Origin of the sequence: Salinirubellus litoreus, assembly GCF_037335815.1 — an archaeon.
Lineage (GTDB): Archaea > Halobacteriota > Halobacteria > Halobacteriales > Haloarculaceae > Salinirubellus > Salinirubellus litoreus.
In genome coordinates, this window is the sequence record NZ_CP147841.1 from 3,435,732 (window position 1) to 3,454,313 (window position 18,582).

Genomic DNA, 18,582 nt, shown 5'->3' on the forward strand with positions numbered 1-18,582 from the left:
GTCGGCCGGCCCGTCAGAGCGTGTCGGGTGCCGAGCGTACCTCGAGGTCGACGTCCCGTGACTCCCCCTCCAGGTCGGCGACGATCCGCCGGACGATCCGCTGGGCCTCGGATTCTATCTTCGGCTTCACCCGTTCGATCACCCACGAGAGGCTGACGAACCGCGGGAGGTTCAGCGTGTCCGAGTCGACCGACTCGGGGTGGAAGTCGACGCGGAACGTCACCTGCGAGGCGGTCTCGCGGTCCGGTGGGGCTTCCTCGGGGACCTCCTCGACCGACCAGAACCCCGCGGCGTCGATGTCCTTGATGACCCGCCAGTCGATGCGATCCGGCGGGTCGACCGCCTCCACCCGCGACCGGGCGGCGTACCTGAGCTTCCACCACTCGAACACGAGTTCGTACTCCGAGCCCGGCCCGCCGTCGCCGTGCTGGCGGACCTCGGTCAGGTGCTCCGAGTAGTTCGCGTACCGCGGGAAGTCGATGAGGAACTCGTACACCTCCTCGGGCGGGAGGTAGACGACGGTGCTCACCTCGACTGCGTCCCGGCTCACGACCCCGTGTTCGGGCGGTCGGAACCTGAAACTTCCGGGAACGGTCCCCCCGCTTCCCGCTCCCCGTCCGAAGGCCGGAGGCGCTGTCCACCCGGGAGGGGGATCCCGGAACGGCTACAGGAGGAAGGTGACGAGGAACCCCACCGCGGTCGCCAGGGTGATGTAGGGGCCCGCCTCCTGGTAGGCGTCGGGGTAGATCTCGCCCGCGAGCGAGGCGAGGATGGCCCCCGGCGAACGCCCGGATGGCGTCGATCCAGTAGTGCAGTAGCGGGGGCAGGCAGTTTAGCCCCGATCGAGACGCCGACGTGCGACCGGCCCGACCGGGGCGGCCGGCTCACTCCTCGACGCTCGGGTGCTGCTCGGGCGTCTCGGGGTGGGGTTCGGCGAAGTACTCCCGCACGACCGCCATCGACTCCCGCTCGCGGTGGCGGTGCTCGTCCTCGTCGATCTCCTCACACCCGGGCGGGACGTCACGGCCACGTCCGGTGAAGTACCCCGTCGGGGCCACCCAGTCGTGGTAGAACGGGCCGTCGTCGTCCTCCAGGAGGGTGACGGCGACCTCCGCGCCGTGGCCGGCGGCGACGATCGCCTGGTGCGGTTTCTCGGTCATCCGACCGGCGGCGTACAGCCCGGGAACGCCCGTCCGACCGGATCGGTCGGTCACGACGAACGTCTTGCCCCGCTCGACGAATTCGATCCCGTCGAGGCCCTCGAGGTAGTCGGTGGTGTTCTTCGTGGCCGCGACGACGTACTCGGCCGTCCATTCGCTCCCGGAGGCTGTCTCGACGGTGAACCCCGGTTCGGTGTCCGCCCCCGAGCGATCGACCCGTGTCACCTCCGCCTCGTAGGTCTCACAGCCGTTCCGCTCGGCCTGGTCCGTCATCATGTCGAGGAGGAGCCGCGCGTCGACGCCGCCCGGGAACCCGGGGTAGTTCTCGAGGTGGGCGTTGCGCCGGAGGAGCGACCCTCCCGAGGAGAGCACCGCGGTGTCGAGGCCGTGCCGGGCGGTGAAGACGCTCGCGGACAGCCCCGCGACACCGCCCCCGACGATGATCACGTCGTAGTCGTTCACGCTGGGTTCGGACATGGCCGACCCCTCTCCGCGGGAGGCGCTAAGCGTTTGGGATCGGGCACGGCCGAGCGGATCGGCGGTGACCGTCCGCCGCCACCGCGTCCGTGGGTTGATATAGTGGGGCGACTCACTCCGGACCATGCTGGAGGGCGTGAACGTCGCGCTGGCCGTGTCGGGGTCCATCGCGGCGGTGAAGACGGTCGAACTCGCCCACGAACTCCGCCGGGAGGGCGCGACGGTCCGCGCGGTGCTGACCGGGGCGGCCACCGGGATAATCCACCCCTGGGCCGTCGAGTTCGCCACCGAGAACGACGTCGTCACGGAGATTACGGGGCGAGTGGAACACGTCGAACTCTGCGGGCGCGAGGGGTGGGCGGACGTCCTCCTGGTCGCGCCGGCCACCGCCAACACGGTGGGGAAGATGGCCGCGGCCATCGACGACACGCCCGTCACGACCACCGCCACGACCGCGCTCGGCGCGGACGTCCCGGTCGTGATCGCCCCCGCGATGCACGAGCCGATGTACGACCATCCGGGCGTTCTGGCGTCCATCGAGCGACTGGACGAGTGGGGCGTGACGTTCGTCGACCCCCGGATCGAGGAGGGGAAGGCGAAGATAGCGACGGAGGCGGACATCGTCACCGAGACGGCGAGGCGGGCGACGCCGGACCCGCTCGATGGACGGACCGTCGTGGTCACCTCGGGCGCGACGAGCGAGCGCATCGACCCCATCCGGGTGCTGACGAACCGCTCGTCGGGGAAGACGGGTCGGGCGGTCGCGCGGGCCTGCCACGTCGCCGGTGCCGAGGTGGTGCTCGTCCACGACGGCCCCGGCGTGGGGTACGCGGCGGTCAGGCGGGTCGAGTCGGCCGCCGAGATGCTCGACGCGGTCTCGACGGCGGTCGAGGAGCACAACGCCGACGCGCTCGTCTCCGCGGCGGCCATCTCGGACTACACGGTGGAGGCGAGCGACGAGAAGATCAAGTCGGGGGAGGAGCGTACGCTCGAACTCTCCCCGACGCCGAAGCTCATCGACTCGGTTCGGGACGCCCACCCCGACCTGTCGATCGTCGGCTTCAAGGCCGAGACCGAGGGCGGGGAGGAAGCGCTGGTCGATCGCGCCCGCGAGACGCTCGATCGCGCGGGGCTGGCGTTCGTCGTCGGCAACCACGCCGAGGTGATGGGCGGGGAGGGGACCCGGGTCGTGCTCGTCCGCGCCGACTCGACCACGGAGTTCGAGGGGTCGAAGTCGGACCTGGGACGGCTCGTCGCCGAGGAGCTGGCAGGGGAGCTGGCGGAGTGAGGAGATACCAGGAGCGTCCAGAAGCCCCGCCGACTCGTCCCCGAGCGACCGAGAAGCTCACGCGGGGCCGAACTGGATCAGTAGCCCGAACGCGACCATCCCGATACCGCCGAAGCGAGTGAGCGTGACGTTCCGGTCGGTCGGCTCCATCGAGCCTCTGGGGGGTTTCCGGGCTCGTGCCCGCCGCTGCTCCCCGAGCTTCGCGAGCCGGTACGGCCAGATCGCCATCGCCAGCCCGATCGAGCAGAAGAGCAGGGTCCCCGGTTCGATCATCGCGTCCCCATACGATCCCTCGTTGTCGCTCGCACCGTTCAATCCTCGGGATCACGACGAGTCCGCGACGGATTCGGACGGGTCCGATGGTTGTGACTTCCGGGACCCCGTTCCGGAGCGGACCTCCCCGTTGACCGTTCCGCGTGGCGACCCGGACCCCACATTGACGGCGCGGGAACGGTCCGGCGTGACGAGGGGTTACGGCAGGTCACGGAGCCGTTCGAGCATCTCCGACAGCGGGAGGTCCGTCACCGCGAGCGCGAACCCGTCGACGCGGGCGAGTTTCGGCGCGTGCTCCCAGAGCGACTCGGGGGTCATCCCGTGGAGGACGACGGCGCTCGGTGTCGGGGTCACGACGCGCATGGCGACGAGCGGCGACTCCCCCCGGGAGACGGCGGTGAACACGAGCGCCCGGTTCGTGGACTGGCCGTAGAGCCGGTAGAACTCCTCGCTTGAGAGGCGGGTGATGGCCTCGATGCTGTCGATGACGGTGTGGCCCGCGATCGTCGTCGCGGTGCCCTCCGCGACCTCGGTGGCGTCGATGGCGTCGTAGAACCGCGATAGCGGGATCGTCGCCGCGTACTCCCGGAGGTCGTGGACGATGTCGGACTCGAACCCCGCCGAGATGACGCGGGCGTGCTGTCGGATGCGGCCGCCGCCCCGGCGCTCGTCGATGTCGAGCAGCCCCTCGACGACCCGCCGGACGAACCCGATCCCCGGCGAGGCCCGCCGGCCGCTCTCGTAGTCAGAGACGACCGACGCCGAGACCCCCAGTTCGTCGGCCAGCGTCGTCTGGGAGACGTCGAACTCCGTGCGCCACTTGCGGATGGTCGCGCCGGGGTCGTCGGAGAGCGCCACCTCGCCGGCGATCTTCTCGCCGAGTTCCCCCCGCGGGTCGCGCTCGCGCTCGCTCATGGGGTCCGGAGTGGGCCGACCGGCAAAACACTCCCGTTCGAGAGCCTTTCCGGAAGATCATCGAGTACTGATAGATATCGGCAGGCGTGCTGAACCCACAGCGCATATCTCGCACGCTACTTCGGTCAGAGTAAGTCAGTAGAATCGATCAGGATAGGTGATGAACAGCACACTGTGAGCGGCGACGGGGCTCTGCTCCGATTCGCTACGATTTCAGTTGAAAGAGCATGAGTTCAAAGTCTGGCATATCTGGATTATCATGTCGAAGTAGATATGCACCATCGTTCAGGTTTACACCATTATTATATGCCTGTTGGATGGTTTCACCCAGAACTTGACGGAGTTCTTCTTCCGTTGTCGGTCCTTGTCTCTCCATCAATGACCCATTGTTGCACAGGAGGATACTAATTGGGCGTTATACACCAGGGGGGTTTGATCTGCGTTCTTCAGCGAACGACTCTTCCATGTGGGGTTGTGTCTAAAGAGTAGGTGGTCGACAGAGTCAATTCGATTAATATTGAGGAGCCACGTATCATCCTGCTTGCCCACTTTATTCAGGAAACTTCTTATCCCCAAAATATTGACCTTTACGTACTATATTGGCTTCTCTGTCCCATTCGACTAACCCAATGGCCTCTAATTGCTCCAGAGAGTAGTCTTTGAGTTGGAGCCGGAGTCGGGCAACGTCCTCATTGGCAGAAACAGGATCGTCACGGTGGGCATCTTCTGGAACGCTGTTCTCTGTCATAGGTTGCTATATATGTGTTCTGAACACAGATTAAATGCGAAGATTTTCACGCATTTTCAATTTTTGATTAATTGAGTGATAGTCCGCGGTCCGTGTTCAATACGCATCCGCATTGAGTGTTCAGTTCATAAAATTCGTTATGAAACAAATATGTCTACCGTGCTGACTACATCCTCTGTATCCAGCACGCGATTCCTGTCGGGTGTCGAGAGATTCGACGGAGCCGTTCGGGAGGACTCGGTTGAAGGACGACGAAGTTTATGCCCCCCGATCCCCGACACCGGCCCATGCCACCGACCCTCGTGCACGCCGCGCTCGGGGGGCTGCTCGCCGCCGCGCTCCTCGACCGGGCGTTCTCCGCGCGCGCGGTCGCCGTCGTCGTCGGGGCGGCCGCGCTCCCCGACCTCGACGCTCCGCTCGCGCTGCTGTTCCCCGGTGCTCACGGGGCCCTCCTCCACACCCTCCTGATCCCAGCGGGGGCGGCGGCCCTCCTCTACTACGACGCCCGCCGGGAGGCCCCGTGGCTCTCGGGACGGTACGGCCCCGCGGGGGTTCGGATCGCGTGGGTCGCGGTCCTCGCGTACGCGCTCGCGGGGACGGGACTCGACCTGCTGAACCTCGACGCCGCGAACCCGGTATGGCCAGCGGGCACCATGTACTACTCGCTCGTGGGGAAGCTCGAGTACTCCACGACGGAGGGGTTCGTCCAGACGTTCTACAGCTACGATCCCGACGGCCGGTGGACCCACTACGTCGGCCAGCGGGGCCGCTACCCGTACTTCTGCAAACCGAGTCTCTGGCAGCCGGGCTGCGGGAACACGGGATCGGACCCCCGAACCTCGGCGATCGTCCAGAGCGGCTGGCAGCTCCTGCTGGTCGCGGCGACCCCGGCCGTCCTGCTCGTCCGGAAGCGACTCGGCGGACGGGGTGAACGGTAGTGCCCTCGACGGTCGTCCACGTCGGGTTCGCCCTCCTGCTCGCGGCGGCGCTGCTCGGCCCGGCGTACGACCGGCGAGCCCTCGTCGTGGTCGTCGGCGCGGTCGCGTTCCTCGACCTCGACGCGTTCGTCTCGCTCGGCGTCGCGAACACCCACCGCGCCGCCTTCCACAGCCTCCTCCTCCCGGGACTCGCCGGGGCACTCCTCTACGCGGACACGCGTCTGGCCGACCGCTCGCGATTCCACGATCGATACGGCGACCGCGGCGTCCGGATCGTGTGGGTCTCACTCGTCGCCGTCGTCGTCTCCGGGATCGGGCTCGATCTGTTCGGCGCGAGCGGCGTCAACCTCCTCTACCCGCTCGTCGACCAGTTCTACGCGTTCACCGGCTCCGTCGAGTGGCGGTCCACGGGAGGGTTCGTCCAGACGTTCGTCGAGGTCCGTCCCCCCGAGGGGTCGGCGGGTGGGGCCGGCGGAGGTGGGACGGTCGACGTCGGTCAGAAGGGCTCGACCCGGGAGTACCGTGTCGCGACCGGCGTCGACCCGACGGAGGGCCGCGAGTCGCCGGACGTCGAGCGGACGTTTCCGATCGTCTACGCCGGCTGGCAGGTGACGCTCACGCTCACGGGCCTCGTCGTGACGGTCCTGAAGCTCCGGTGGGCGGAGTCGCCGCTCGCGCTCGGATCGAAAGAGCCGCGTGGGGGGCCCGAGACGCTCCCGAACGATGACGACTGAGATACGCGCGTACGACCCGGGGCGGGACCGCGATGAACTGTGGGCGCTGAAGCGAGCGTTCGAACTCGAACTCGGGGCAGGCGGAGGCGAGGAGAAGGAGTCGGCGTACGAGGGGAAACTGGATTCGACGTATCGGGAGCGGTACCTCGCGTGGGTCGACCGGTGTGTGGCCGACGAGAACTGCGTGTTCGTCGCCGAGGCCGGCGAGAACGCGATCGGGGCCGAGAACGCCGATCTCGACGGCTACCTCTTCGTCCTCCCCGAGCGGCTCGCGTTCGTCTGGGACGCCGCGGTCGTCAACGAGGTGTACGTCCGTCCCGACCGCCGGGGAACGGGCCTCGCGGACGACCTGATGGAGCGGGCGGTCGAGCACGCCCGCGGACAGGAGCTACCGCTCGACCGGCTGGTGCTGGACGTCGACCGCGAGAACGAGCGGGCGCGGGCGTTCTACGATCGGTACGGGTTCACCCACTGGGGCGAGATGGTCGCCCGAGATCTCTGAGGGCACTACCTCCGAGCGACCGCAGTAGCAGGCGTCGAGGGGAACGTTCCCGCGGTGGTGTCACGGGGGCGCTCGCCCCGATCCGTCCGTGGCCGTCAGTAGAGCACACCGGATCGAGGCCGTCGGCCGTCCCGCCGCAGGGATCGTGGGAGAGCCAGGAACAGCGAGCTTCGATCCCGATCCATCAGAGGTCGACCGACGTCCTGTCGGTCCCGGGGTAGGGGCGGCCGACCGTCCTGTGAACGCCCGGGGATCCGGTTCGAGCCGTACTGGACCTCGGAACCGAGGGAGTGGTCCGTCCGGCGAGAGACGGCACGTCCCCAGCCTCGTGGCTCCCGACGACTCGCTTCCGAGCACAGTAACTGATCTACGACCCGTCTTTATCAATTGCCGACAGTTCAGTCCGTACTGATGTCGGAGAAGAACGAAGTCGAAGAGCGAAGAGCGATAGGGGAGTCGGGAACCGGCGTGTTCACGGAGATCTTCACCGAGGTCGATCTCCGGAGCACGCTCCTGAATATCGTCGCGGTGTACACGATCGCGGGGATCAGTATCGGGGTCGCGGGATTCTTTACGATCGACGCGTTCGGGGGTGGCGGCTCGGATATCGGTTCGCAGTTCATCACTGGCGTGTTTCTGATCATCTCGGTCGTCTTCGTCGCGCTCGTCGGGGTTCCGATAGCAGTCAGCCTCGCCCCCCGAGTGTCCGACGGTCTGCGAGAGTCGAACGTACAGACGTACGCGACGGTGGGTGTCGGGATCTTCCTCGGCCAGGTCGCGATGTTCGTGACCTCGTTCGTCATACTCGGGAGCTAAGTATCCGGGAGCGGGGGAAGTTCGGCGAGTGGCAGCGGTGGCGGGGCGCTCGGCGAGTTCTTCGTGCCGATGCTGTTCGTGGCGCTCGGTGTCGCGGTCGCGGGAGTAGCGGTCGTGTACCTGAGCCGGAATCACGACCTGTAGCAGAGGGGACCGTTCGATCGAACGGAGAGGTTCGGAAAGCCGTCTCGAAGGGGCCGTGACTACCGAACACTGTGCCGGCGGACGGCTCCTGCGACCACCGAGGACGACGGCGCTACGTGATCCGCGTTCGGAGAGGCCCGATCCTGACACGGATTCGGCCCGTACTCGATCGGCCGATCGCCGGGCTACTTCACCCGACGGACCGCCCCGGCATCGCGTGGAACGTACGCGTACACCTGGGCGGCCGGCCGCGCCGGAGCCGGTAGTCGTCGTGGGGATCGGCCTCGTGGAGCGGTTCGGATCGGAGTCGGCCGATCCCGACGACCCGCAGGTGACAGTCGGTCATCCCTCCCCGTCAGCGCCGTCCGTGTCGGAGCTCGTCACCCCGCTTCCGGGACCGAGGTTCGCCGCCCACTCCTCGCGGGTGACGGAGAACCGGTACGAGTCGGCCACGCCGTCCGGATACCGGGTGTGATTGCGGAGGAGTCCCTCCTCGCGGCCCCCCGCCGCATCGACGTACTTTCGGATCGCTCGACGGGACTTCTCGTTCTCGGCGTGGCAGGTGACCGCGACGGCTTCGAGGCCGAGCCGGTCGAAGGCGACGCGCATCAGGGCGCGGGCGCGCTCACCCGAGTAGCCCCGGCCCCAGAACGGCTCCCGAAACCACGTCCCGAGCGTCCCCAGCCGGCGGTCCCATTCGACGCCCAGCCCGGCCATCCCGGCGAACTCACCTGCTTCGGGCTCGCAGCCGACGAACACCGCGTAGTGGGCGGCCTCGCCCGACTCGAAGTCGGACTCGCAGGCGTCGAGGAACTCGAACGCCTCGTTCACCGTCCCGTACGGCTCCCAGGTGAGGTAACGGGTCACCCGCTCGATCCCCGGCGCGCCCTCCCGGCAGTGCTCGTACAGCTCGAACGGGTCGACCGACGCCGTGTCCGCCGCGACGAGCCGGAGCCGATCGGTCGTCAGAACCCGGGGGAACGGCTCGACGCGGGCCTCCGAGGACCGGGACATGTGCGGGCGCAGGCGGTGGACGGTGAAGTAGGTTGCCTCGCCGTGCGAACGTGTCACGCGGTCATCCCGGCGAGCGGTGGCGACCCGCTCGCGACGGGTATCCTCCCTCCGCCCACAAGGAACAGGATTTAGAAGTAATTAGAATAGAGAGTGTGCCGAGGAGTCGTCCCAGACGACCAGAGAACCCACGAGAGAACCCGATCTCGATCGAGGATCGTCCTCCCATCACTCCGTGCCATCTGTCGAAGTACGCCGTACTTCGATCGACGTTATCGTTTCAAATCGCCTCAGCGATCGAAGGAACCGTTCCTCACTATCCGAGCGAGCTGGGAGATGATTCAATCATTTATATCGAATCGATACGCTCGTATCCGTCGGGGAGCGCCGCCGCGTCCTCGGGCAGGAGCGCGACGACGACCGACGGGGCGTAGTCGGCGAAGTGGTCGACGAGCCGCGCGATGCGCTCGGAGTCGATCGACTCGAGGGAGTCGAGCAGGACGAACGGCATCCGCTCGTGGACCTCGTGGGTGAGGTAGCCGGCGAGGGCAAAGACCAGTCCCGTCACCTCGCGCTCGGACTCGCTCAGGTGCTCGACGGTGTCCTCGTAGACGACGCCCTCGTCCGTCCGGCGGACGACGTGGAGGTCGAACTCCCCGCGGTCGGTCGGATCACGGGGCCCCTCCGGCTCACGCCGTTCGAGCCAGATCCGCTCGATGTTGTCGTACTCGAGTGCGTCGAGGAGCTCCTCGGCGTGCTCGTTGAACGACTCGACAGCGTCGCGCTCGACGGTCTCGATCCGGGTCCGGAGCGACTCGATCTCCCCGGTCAGCGTCTCGCGGCGCTCACGGAGTTCCGACTCGCGCTCGACCTGGTCTTCGAGCTCCTCGACCGTGGCCTCGGCGTCCTCGAGCTCCGAGGAGAGCCGGCCGATCTCGAACTCGAGGTCGGTCGCCTCGCGCTGGTGTTCGGCGAGGGTGTCGTCGCGGTCGGCCTCCAGGCGCTCCAGCTCCGACTCCAGCTCGGCGAGCCGGGTCTCCTGTTCGTCGAGCGTCGTCTCGAGCCGCTCCGCGCGTGCCTCCCGCTCCTCGACGTCGGACTCGGCGTCGGCCAGCCGCTCCTCGAGGTCGTCGCGCTCCCGTCGGCGCGCGTCGAGGTCGTCGCGCTCGTCGACCAGCGACTCCAGTTCGTCGGTGACGGCCGCGCGCTCGGCCCGCTTCTCGCTCGCGATCTCGCGCAGCCGATCGAGCGTGTCGCCGATATCGTCGGCGGTCGTCTCGGCCCCGCAGGTCCAGCAGACGGTGGTCTCGTCGGGGAGCAGGCCGTCGGTGACCGCCCCGCCGTCGGCGTCCACGGCCCGGTCCGACTCCTCGTTCTCGCGCATCAGCTCACGGAGGCCGTTCTCGCCCTCAAGCATGCGCTCGTTGAACCCGACGACGGTGGAGAGCCGGTTGACGAGGCCGTCGAGTTCGCGGCGGTGCGACCGGAGTTCCTCGATCCGGTCGTCGATCTCCTCGAGGCGGCTCTCGGCGGGGACGTCGATCCCGTCCAGTTCGTCACGGAGCCGTTCGCGCTCCTCGCGGGCCACCTCGAGCCCTTCGCGCGCCGTCTCGAGACGATACCGTGTCTCCCCGAGCTCGCTCCGGACGGCGTTCAGTTCGTCGAGCAGCTCCCCCCGCTCGCCGTCCATCCTCCCACCGGCGTCCCCGGCGTCCATCTCCGCCTGCAGCTCCTGCCGGCGCTCGCGCTGGGTTTCGAGTTCGGCGGCCAGCTCGTCCCGCCGTTCGCGTGCGCGTTCGAGCCGATCCGTGGCGTCATCGAGCCGTTCGAGTTCGGCGTCGACCCCCCGGCGTTCCTCGACGCGCTCGCGGAGTTCGCGCTCGATCGCGTCCGTGTCGACGGGCCGCAACAGTACCCGCCGCAGGTCACGACCGCCGGAGAGGACGGCCTGCCGGGCGTCGTTGGTCTCGAGCAGGAAGGCGAAGCACTCGGCGTAGTCCACCTCGTCGTCGGCGAGGTAGGGGTCGCCCTCGAGGGCGACCCCGTCGGCCCGCCGGACCAGCCGTCGGGTGTACGTCTCCCCGTCGAGAACCAGTTCGACCGATCCCTCGTCCGCGTCGGCCTTGAGCGAGACGTCGTCGCTGCCGAGCGCGGCCATCAGGGCACGCAGGAGCGAGGTTCGGTTCGTGGCGTTCCGCCCCGCCAGCACGTTCACGCCCGGTCCGAACTCGACCGTCGCCTCGTCGATGCCACCCACGGCGCGAACACTGAGGGAGATCTTGGTCCCCACTGCCTCCACTCCGGTCATGCCTCCCCGTTCGGCACACCGGTATTTCAATAACTCGTCCCGCACTCACAGCCGCCGGCCTCGATGAGCGTCGCCAGGTCCCGCGACCGGCCGCAGGACTCACAGACCACCCGGACGTCGACGATGACGTCGAACCCGTCGAGGTCGAGTTCGCCGCCGTCGCGTAGCGACGCCAGTGTCTCTCGGGTCACCGTCTCCGTCCGGTTCCGGAGGGCGTAGAGCGTCGATCCCCGGCGTTCGAGGCGGTCGCCGTCGGCTCCCTTCGAGACGTCGAGACAGCCCCGGAGGTGGTTGTAGACCGTCTGGTGGGAGACGGTATCCGAGAGAACGGCGTCGACGTCGACGTCCTGTCGCTCGAGCCGGCGTCTGGTGTCCAGTCGACGGCCCGCCGGGACGTCCCCGGTCAGCAGGCGGAGCAGGTTCTCGGGCTCCCCGTCGAGCGGGTCCAGCCCGGCCTCGCGCATCGCCTCGGCCAGTACGCGCCGGTTCACCTCCGCGGCGAGCTCCCTGACGCCGACCGAGTCCCCGTCCCCGCCCCATCGCTCCGCGAGCTCCTCGTCCAGTCCCTCCAGCTCGTAGCGGGCCGCCGTCCGGCCCACCTTGCAGCACGCCGCCGACCCGTCACCCTCGGTTCCAGCCATCGGGGTGTATTACTGACGTACGACCGTAAAAGATTCGGTCGTTCGGTTCGGTCGAATCGGGCACGCATCCAGGGAAGCACGCCAGCCCCCGGTCACGTCCCTCGATACCGGGCAGTAGCGGAACGGTTCCGATCACGGGAACGGCATCCGCTCGATTCCGGTCGTCAGGAGCCGGGGCCCGCCACACATTCGTTCGATCAGGTCGAACGACCGTCCGCCACGACCAGGTTCACCTCGATGGTGTTCGCCGTGGCGAGGAGCGCGTCGTGGAGCGCTTCGGGCTCTCGCTCGCTGTAGAGTCGACGGACCGGTCCCGCGAGGGTGACGGCACCGCAGACCGACTCGGTGGCGTCGAAGATGGGGACGCCAACGGCGAGAACCCCGCGCAGGTACTCCTCGCGATTGAACGCGATCCCCTCCTCGCGTACGGTCGCCAGTTCGTCGAGCAGGGTCTCGCGGTCGGTGATCGTCTCGTCGGTGAACGCCGGCAGTCCCCACCGGTCCACGATGGCGTCGACGCGCTCGCGCGGGTAGTGGGCCATCATCGCCTTCCCACCGGCCGAACAGTGGTGGTAGACCGACGTCCCGACGGTCACGTCGCCGGTGAGCGAGCGTGTCCCGGTCCCAACGTAGAGGACCATCCCGAGCCCGTTCTGTTCGGTCATGCAGAGCGCGCGCTCGCCGGTCCGCTCGGCCAGGTCGTCGATCGGCTGGCGGGCCGCGTGGAACAGCGGCTCGGCCCGTCGGACGAACTCGCCGAAGGTCAGGAACCGCAAGCCGAGTCGGTACTCGCCGCCGTCGTTGACCACGTAGCCGTTCGATTCGAGCGTCCGCAGGTGGGCGTGGACCGTGCTCTTCGGCAGGTCGAGCGCCTCCGCCACCGCCGTCACCCCGGCACCCTCCATCTCCCAGAGGGTTTCGACCACGTCGAACGCCTTCTCGACGGCCTCCAGCGTCCGTCCGGCGGGTTCGTCCGATCCCATACTCTCCCTTCCCGTCGACTTCTCTTAATCCTTGTTCGACTGGGTCGAACGGATCAGGACGAGCGGAGCGACGGGGAGGCGAGCCCACCGTCCCGGACCAGCGGGAGCGCCGACAGCAACAGTGCGAGCCCCACACCGCCGGCGCAGATGGCGTAGGTCGTCCCGAAGCCGAACCAGACGTCGACCATCGGTACGGCGAGGAGCGGGCCGAGGGTGAGCCCCGCGTCGCCGAGGATGTTGTAGACGCCGCCCATCCGACCGACCTCGTCGCCCGGCGTGATGTCCCCGAGGATGGCGAGCAGCGTCGGGCCCGACCCCCCGGACCCGAAGCCGACGAGCGCCGTGCCGAGGAACATCCCCGCGAGCGTCGGCAGGCTCGCCAACACGAGGAGGCCGACGGCCATCGCGCCGAACGTCGGGAACAGCAGGAGCGCCCGGTTCGAGAGCCGATCCGAGATCCGACCGGCGAGGAGCGTCGACCCGCTGGCCGAGAGCACCCCGACTGCCAGCACCACCCCCGAGATGCCGGTCGCCTCGAGCGTCGAGAGGGTCGCCCCGGTGGCCTCGGCGTACTTGGCCACGGTCGCCAGCAGGACGCCCCCGAAGACGAACCGGATGGTCGTGTTCCCGACCCCGATGGGGAGGACGCGGGGCTCGCGACGAACCATCCCGGGGATGTCCCGGAGCCGCGTCCGGCCGCCGGTCTCCGGGCGGACGTCCGGGAGCACGCGGTAGCCGATGACGCCCGCGAGTCCGGCGAGGACGCCCGCGAGCAGGAACGCCGCCTCGAAGCTCACGACGTCCGAGACCACCCCACCGACGACCAGTCCGGTCGGGAAGCCGAGCGACTGTCCGCCGCGCATGTAGCCGAGCCAGCGCCCCCGGTTCTCCTGGGTGGTGACGCTCGTCACGGTCGTGAACGCGCCGATGAAGACGAACGCGCTACCGACCCCCCAGGCCATCCGGGCGGCGAGGAAGACCGCGGCGGCGTTCGACACCGGGCCGATCCCCGGCGCGACGACGAACGTCCCGGCCGGGACGTGGAGGCCGAGGACGTAGCCGAACGGGGCGAGCCCCTGGACGAACAGCCCGGCGATCATCGGCCGGCGCGCGCCGATACGGTCCACGACGGTCCCCGCGGGCGCGTTCATCGGAAGCCGGGAGAACCGGTTCGCCGAGAGGATGATACCGAGCATCACCGCGCTGATACCGAGCAGGTCGTCGAGCAGCGGGAGCGTCGGGAAGGCGACGCCGGTGGCGATCCCGCCGAAGAACACCCCCGTGGTGACCGCCAGCGCCACGGTCCGCACCTGCGCGTCGGAGTACGTCCGTTCGGTCGTCGACTCCCCGTCCACGACTACCGGTCCACCTCGCGCCCCAGCGGGGTCCCGGTGGGCGCTCCGTACCGCCGGTCGTCCGCGGGGGACGTCCCGAGTGTCCCCGAACCCGACGTGCCGACGGTCGACGCCCGTGCCATGCGTCGGCGTTCCGACTCGTCGAGCAAGTAGCTTCCGGACACGGCAGGAACTCCCCGGACACGGGACGCCGTCGAGCGAACGTCGAACGATCGCGGCTCGACACCGCGGGCCATAGCTTCATATGGTTCGCTTTCCACCCACCCGTAGGGCCATGTCACCGGAACGGAGTTCGATGGAGGGCGTCTCGCTCGGCAAGGAGGAGACCGAGCTGTCGTTCGAGGCCGAGAGCGACCTCCAGCAGGCGGTCCGGCAGGTCACCAAGCGCTGGAAGAACTGGGCGACCATCGCGGTCACCGCCCTGACGGCCTGGTTCCTCTACGGCATCAACGACACCTGGACGACGGACGCGACGGCGTTCGCCCTCTTCACCGTCGGCATCCTCGGCTACACCCTCGTGACGCTCTACTCCGACATCGAGATGGCGTGAGCACGGACACCGCACTCCGCCAGCGGGGACGCGCCGCGTCGAGGGATGACGACCATCCCCACCGACAGTGACCCGGGGATGATCGACCGGCTCTTCGACGGCCTGCTCCCCACGCGCTACCGACCGGCACCGGCGATGGGGACCGCCGGCGAGGCGCGCGTCCTGCTCGCCCGGGGTGCCGCCGCCCTCGTCGATCTCCTCATCTGTTACGTCCTGCTCGAACTCCCCGTCCTCTACGCGGCGAGCGTACTCCTCAGGCGTTCGTTCGAGGCACGCGCCGGGGCCATCGCGATCGGGTCGGTCCTCGTCCTCGCGCCGCTCTACCTCACGTACTCGTTCGCCTTCGAGTGGCGCTACGGTCGGACCCCGGGGAAGGTCAACCGGGGACTGCTGGTCGTCACCGAGGGTGGCGAGGACCCCGGTGTCCGGGCCTGTGCGGTCCGGAACCTCCTCCGGTACGTCGACCTGCTCGGCGTGCCGCCGCTCGTGCTCGGGGCCGTCGTCGCGCTCCTCACCGGCGGCCGGCGCGTCGGCGATCACCTCGCGGGGACGGTCGTCGTCAGAGCGACGGCCGGCGAGGAGGCCAGCCACCTCTCGGCGGTCGCGGAACTCGTCGGACGGCGCGGAGAGCCGGAAGGAACGGACGACGGCTCGCCGCCGGAGCGGGAGCGAGAGGGATAGGGTCGAAAACGGGAACGGAATCGCGACAGTGAGAGCGGAATCGAAGCGGGACGGGTCGAGGCGGAATAACTCCGAGTAGCGGTCGGACCGGACTCAGGCGATCCTGACGCCCGATTCGGGATCGAACAGCTGGGCCTCCTCGGCGTCGATGACGAGCCCGTACTCCCGGCGCTCGCCCTCGAAGTCGGAGTCGGTGACGACGACGAGCTCGCCGAACTCCGTCTCGAAGAAGCTGTGGGTCTCGTCGCCCAGCGGCTCGTCGAGGACGTGCTGGGCGGGGATCCCCTCACCCGGATCGTTCGTGACCCTGAAGTACTGCGGCCGGATACCGACGCGGACGTCACGCCCCACGTAGCCGTCGAGCTGGTCGACCGTCATCGGCAGCGAGAGGTCGTGCGATCCGACCTCGAGGCTCGCCCGACCGTTGGCAGAGGCGACGTGACCGTCGAAGAACTGGGTGTTCGGCTGACCGATGAACCCACCGACGAACTCCGTCCGTGGCTCGTCGTACACGTCCTTCGGCGGGCCGACCTGCTCCAGGTTGCCCTCGTTCATCACCGCGACCCGGTCGGACATCGTCATCGCCTCCTCCTGGTCGTGGGTGACGTAGAGCGTGGGACAGCCGATCTCCTCGGTGATGCGCTGGACGACCGGGCGGAGCTCGCGCTTGAGCTTGGCGTCGAGGTCGCTCATCGGCTCGTCGAACAGGAACACCTCCGGGTCCCGGACCAGCGAGCGCCCGAGCGCGACCCGCTGCTGCTGCCCGCCCGAGAGGTCCGCCGGGCTCTTGTTCAGCTGGTCGGTGATCTGCAGGAGTTCGGCGGCCTCCTCGACCCGCTTGTACCGCTCGTCTCGGGAGACGCCCGCGATCTTCAGCCCGTAGGCGATGTTGTCGCGGACGCTCATGTGCGGGTAGAGCGCGATGTCCTGGAACAGGAGCGCGATGTTGCGGTCCTGGACCGGCAGTTCGGTCACGTCGCGGTCGCCGAAGGTGATCGTCCCGTCGGTCGGGATGTCGAGTCCCGCCACACACCGCAGCGTGGTGGTCTTCCCGCATCCCGAGGGCCCGACGAGCGTGACGAACTCGCCGTCCTCGATGTGCAGGTCGATCCCGTCGACCGCGACTATCTCGTCCGCGCCGTCCTGGAACACTCGTGTCAGATTCTGGATGTTGACGTCGACCATTGTGTGGTGGTAGTGTGGTTACAGGGACCGTATCTGGAAGCCCTTCAGCAGGTAGCTCTGCAGGAAGTACGCGAACAGCATCGGCGGCACGGTCATCATCATCGAGACCGCCATGATGTCCGCCCACGAGGTGTCGTACCCCTGCGTGATGAGTCTGAACACGCCCGGCGCGAACGTCGTCGCCTCGTTCTGCGGGAGCAGTATCTGGGCGAACGTGAAGTCGTTCCACGCGAGCGCGAACGCGAACAGCGCCGCCGCGATGATCGCCGGCTGGCTCTGCGGGATCACGACGTCGCGGAACCCCCGCCACCGCGAGGCTCCGACGACCCAGGCGCTCTCCTCCATCGAGCGCGGGATCGTCTGCATGTACTTCCACATGAGCCAGACCGAGAACGGCATCGAGATGGCCGTCAGCGCGACGATCAGTCCGATCCTGGTGTTGAGCAGCCCGATCTGCTTCCAGATGAGGTAGAGCGGGAGCCCCAGCACGATCGGGCTGAACATGTACCCGAACAGCAGGAACCGGGCGAAGTTCTCCTTGTGCGGGAAGTCGAACCGCGCCAGCCCGTAGCCGGCGATCAGTGAGACGATGACCACCAGGATGATCGTCCCCAGCGTGACGATGCCCGTGTTGATGATGTACAGCGAGACGTCCGAACTGGTGAGTATCGCGTAGTTGGACAGCGTGAACCCATCGAGGGTGGGGAACGCCGTCATGCTCTCGAGGATTGCCTGGCGCGTCTTGAACGAGCTCTGGGCCATCCAGTAGATGGGGAACATCCCGACGACGAACATGATGACGCCGCTGATCCCGAGCACGATGCGGAACAGGCGGTCCTCGGTGCTGAACTCGAGACCGAACACGCCGCTGGTACCGTCCTTGGTGCTCATGTAGACGTCTCCACCTCCTCGCTCGGGTTGAACAGCTTGAAGTAGGCGATCGCACCCATCGCCAGGAAGACGAACATCACGACGGCCATCGCGTTACCGAGGCCGTAGCTCCCGCCGACGAACGCCTCGCGGTAGGCGAGGATGGGCAGGGTGGTGGTCGCGAACCCCGGACCTCCCTGCGTGAGGATCCAGATGATGTCGAACTTGTTGAACATGAAGATCGAACGGAGCAGCACCGCGACGAGGATGACCCCCTGGATCCGGGGAAGGGTGATGTCGCGGAACATCTGCCACTTGTTCGCCCCGCAGACCTTCGCCGCCTCGTAGAACCGCGAGGGGATGGCCCGGAGCTGTGCGAGCGCGAAGATGGTAATGAACACTGCGAACTTCCAGGAACCGATGAGGACGAGCAGCGGCATCGCCCACGTCTTCGACCCGAGCGCGTAGTTCTTGGGGTCCCACAGGCCGAGCCACTCGGAGCCGACGATGTGGAAGACCCCGATGGCCTGGTCGAACATGAACAGCGAGACGAGCGCGACGATGATCGTCGGGATGAGGTAGGCGGTGAAGATGACGGCGGTCAGGACCTTCTGGAACCGCGTGATCCGGTTGAGCACGAGCGCTAGCCAGAGTCCGACCACCAGCTGGAACAGCGTGCTTCCGACCATGTAGACCACGCCGGTCCACAGCGACCCCCAGAACCGGTCGATGGTGAGCACCTCCACGTAGTTCGCCAGACCCACGAACTCCCAGTTGGGGTTCAACAGTGGGATCTCGTAGAGCGAGGCGTACACCGCGAACGACACCGGGAGTATCGCGATGAGGAAGTACAGGACGATGACGGGGAACACCGCCGCCGCACCGCTCAGGGTCTCCCCGTCCACCGGGAGGCGGTGCAACGGTAGCACCCCGTCCCGTCTCCGGTCGGCGTCCATCGTTTCACTGGCCATGTGTTACGGTCTAACGTGACGTTTGCTCGCAG

General features: G+C 67.8%; 21 protein-coding genes. 7 read left to right on the top strand and 14 right to left on the bottom strand.

Annotation, left to right across the window (positions count from 1 at the left end; genetic code table 11):
- Positions 1-13: 13 nt before the first annotated feature.
- Both WDJ58_RS17135 and WDJ58_RS17140 read right to left on the bottom strand, forming a co-directional pair.
- Positions 14-550, bottom strand: coding sequence for an SRPBCC family protein (locus WDJ58_RS17135; protein ID WP_338914510.1), 537 nt, complete (start codon positions 548-550; stop codon positions 14-16).
- A 334-nt stretch (positions 551-884) separates the two neighbouring features.
- Positions 885-1,637, bottom strand: a complete 753-nt coding sequence (locus WDJ58_RS17140; protein WP_338914511.1) for an NAD(P)/FAD-dependent oxidoreductase — start codon at positions 1,635-1,637, stop codon at positions 885-887.
- A 124-nt stretch (positions 1,638-1,761) separates the two neighbouring features.
- Here WDJ58_RS17140 and coaBC point away from each other — a divergent pair, with 124 nt between their 5' ends.
- The gene (gene coaBC, locus WDJ58_RS17145) at positions 1,762-2,925 is read left to right on the top strand and encodes a bifunctional phosphopantothenoylcysteine decarboxylase/phosphopantothenate--cysteine ligase CoaBC (protein WP_338914512.1); all 1,164 of its coding nucleotides are present in this window, start codon (positions 1,762-1,764) and stop codon (positions 2,923-2,925) included.
- A 57-nt stretch (positions 2,926-2,982) separates the two neighbouring features.
- Here the strand turns inward: coaBC and WDJ58_RS17150 are convergent, their stop codons facing one another.
- From WDJ58_RS17150 to WDJ58_RS17160, 3 genes are all read right to left on the bottom strand, one after another.
- The gene (locus WDJ58_RS17150) at positions 2,983-3,198 is read right to left on the bottom strand and encodes a hypothetical protein (RefSeq protein WP_338914513.1); all 216 of its coding nucleotides are present in this window, start codon (positions 3,196-3,198) and stop codon (positions 2,983-2,985) included.
- Positions 3,199-3,396: 198 nt separating this feature from the next.
- The gene (locus tag WDJ58_RS17155) at positions 3,397-4,113 is read right to left on the bottom strand and encodes a helix-turn-helix domain-containing protein (protein ID WP_338914514.1); all 717 of its coding nucleotides are present in this window, start codon (positions 4,111-4,113) and stop codon (positions 3,397-3,399) included.
- A gap of 550 nt (positions 4,114-4,663) precedes the next feature.
- On the bottom strand, positions 4,664-4,861 hold the full coding sequence (locus tag WDJ58_RS17160; protein ID WP_338914515.1) for a hypothetical protein: 198 nt from the start codon (positions 4,859-4,861) through the stop codon (positions 4,664-4,666).
- Between the two features lie 287 nt (positions 4,862-5,148).
- Between WDJ58_RS17160 and WDJ58_RS17165 the strand changes: the two genes are divergently transcribed.
- The 4 genes from WDJ58_RS17165 (at position 5,149) to WDJ58_RS17180 (ending at position 7,851) form a co-directional block, all read left to right on the top strand.
- Positions 5,149-5,799, top strand: coding sequence for a metal-dependent hydrolase (locus WDJ58_RS17165; protein ID WP_338914516.1), 651 nt, complete (start codon positions 5,149-5,151; stop codon positions 5,797-5,799).
- Positions 5,799-6,533 carry a metal-dependent hydrolase gene (locus WDJ58_RS17170; protein ID WP_338914518.1) on the top strand — a complete coding sequence of 245 codons (735 nt, stop codon included), beginning with the start codon at positions 5,799-5,801 and terminating at the stop codon, positions 6,531-6,533. Before WDJ58_RS17165 ends, WDJ58_RS17170 begins: the two co-directional genes overlap by 1 nt.
- A complete protein-coding gene (locus tag WDJ58_RS17175; RefSeq protein WP_338914519.1) occupies positions 6,523-7,035 on the top strand; it encodes a GNAT family N-acetyltransferase in 513 nt (170 codons plus the stop codon). The genes WDJ58_RS17170 and WDJ58_RS17175 overlap by 11 nt, the downstream gene beginning before the upstream one ends.
- Positions 7,036-7,446: 411 nt before the next feature.
- A complete protein-coding gene (locus tag WDJ58_RS17180; protein WP_338914520.1) occupies positions 7,447-7,851 on the top strand; it encodes a hypothetical protein in 405 nt (134 codons plus the stop codon).
- 334 nt (positions 7,852-8,185) lie between these two features.
- Here WDJ58_RS17180 and WDJ58_RS17185 read toward each other — a convergent pair whose 3' ends face one another.
- The 6 genes from WDJ58_RS17185 to WDJ58_RS17210 form a co-directional block, all read right to left on the bottom strand.
- Entirely contained in the window at positions 8,186-8,341 is a 156-nt protein-coding gene (locus WDJ58_RS17185; RefSeq protein ID WP_338914521.1) for a hypothetical protein, read from the bottom strand.
- On the bottom strand, positions 8,338-9,066 hold the full coding sequence (locus WDJ58_RS17190) for a GNAT family N-acetyltransferase (RefSeq protein ID WP_338914522.1): 729 nt from the start codon (positions 9,064-9,066) through the stop codon (positions 8,338-8,340). Before WDJ58_RS17190 ends, WDJ58_RS17185 begins: the two co-directional genes overlap by 4 nt.
- 289 nt (positions 9,067-9,355) lie before the next feature.
- A complete protein-coding gene (locus WDJ58_RS17195) occupies positions 9,356-11,314 on the bottom strand; it encodes an archaea-specific SMC-related protein (protein ID WP_338914523.1) in 1,959 nt (652 codons plus the stop codon).
- Positions 11,315-11,340: 26 nt separating this feature from the next.
- Positions 11,341-11,955, bottom strand: a complete 615-nt coding sequence (gene rdfA, locus WDJ58_RS17200; protein ID WP_338914524.1) for a rod-determining factor RdfA — start codon at positions 11,953-11,955, stop codon at positions 11,341-11,343.
- A 197-nt stretch (positions 11,956-12,152) separates the two neighbouring features.
- Complete coding sequence (locus tag WDJ58_RS17205; RefSeq protein WP_338914525.1) at positions 12,153-12,938, bottom strand: IclR family transcriptional regulator; 786 nt, start codon at positions 12,936-12,938, stop codon at positions 12,153-12,155.
- Between the two features lie 53 nt (positions 12,939-12,991).
- A complete protein-coding gene (locus WDJ58_RS17210; RefSeq protein ID WP_338914526.1) occupies positions 12,992-14,293 on the bottom strand; it encodes an MFS transporter in 1,302 nt (433 codons plus the stop codon).
- Between the two features lie 274 nt (positions 14,294-14,567).
- On the opposite strand from WDJ58_RS17210, the gene WDJ58_RS17215 reads away from it, so the two are divergent.
- Both WDJ58_RS17215 and WDJ58_RS17220 read left to right on the top strand, forming a co-directional pair.
- Positions 14,568-14,843: a hypothetical protein gene (locus tag WDJ58_RS17215; protein ID WP_338914527.1), complete on the top strand. Its 276-nt coding sequence runs from the start codon at positions 14,568-14,570 to the stop codon at positions 14,841-14,843.
- A 45-nt stretch (positions 14,844-14,888) separates the two neighbouring features.
- Positions 14,889-15,524: an RDD family protein gene (locus tag WDJ58_RS17220; RefSeq protein ID WP_338914528.1), complete on the top strand. Its 636-nt coding sequence runs from the start codon at positions 14,889-14,891 to the stop codon at positions 15,522-15,524.
- Positions 15,525-15,617: 93 nt separating this feature from the next.
- Here the strand turns inward: WDJ58_RS17220 and WDJ58_RS17225 are convergent, their stop codons facing one another.
- From WDJ58_RS17225 to WDJ58_RS17235, 3 genes are read right to left on the bottom strand one after another with little or no spacing between them, the layout of a single operon-like run.
- Positions 15,618-16,709 (bottom strand): ABC transporter ATP-binding protein, encoded by a 1,092-nt coding sequence (locus tag WDJ58_RS17225; protein WP_338914529.1) that lies wholly within the window; start codon positions 16,707-16,709, stop codon positions 15,618-15,620.
- 18 nt (positions 16,710-16,727) lie between these two features.
- Positions 16,728-17,600 carry a carbohydrate ABC transporter permease gene (locus tag WDJ58_RS17230; RefSeq protein WP_338914531.1) on the bottom strand — a complete coding sequence of 291 codons (873 nt, stop codon included), beginning with the start codon at positions 17,598-17,600 and terminating at the stop codon, positions 16,728-16,730.
- Positions 17,597-18,550: a carbohydrate ABC transporter permease gene (locus tag WDJ58_RS17235; protein WP_380661118.1), complete on the bottom strand. Its 954-nt coding sequence runs from the start codon at positions 18,548-18,550 to the stop codon at positions 17,597-17,599. The genes WDJ58_RS17230 and WDJ58_RS17235 overlap by 4 nt, the downstream gene beginning before the upstream one ends.
- Positions 18,551-18,582: the final 32 nt, after the last annotated feature.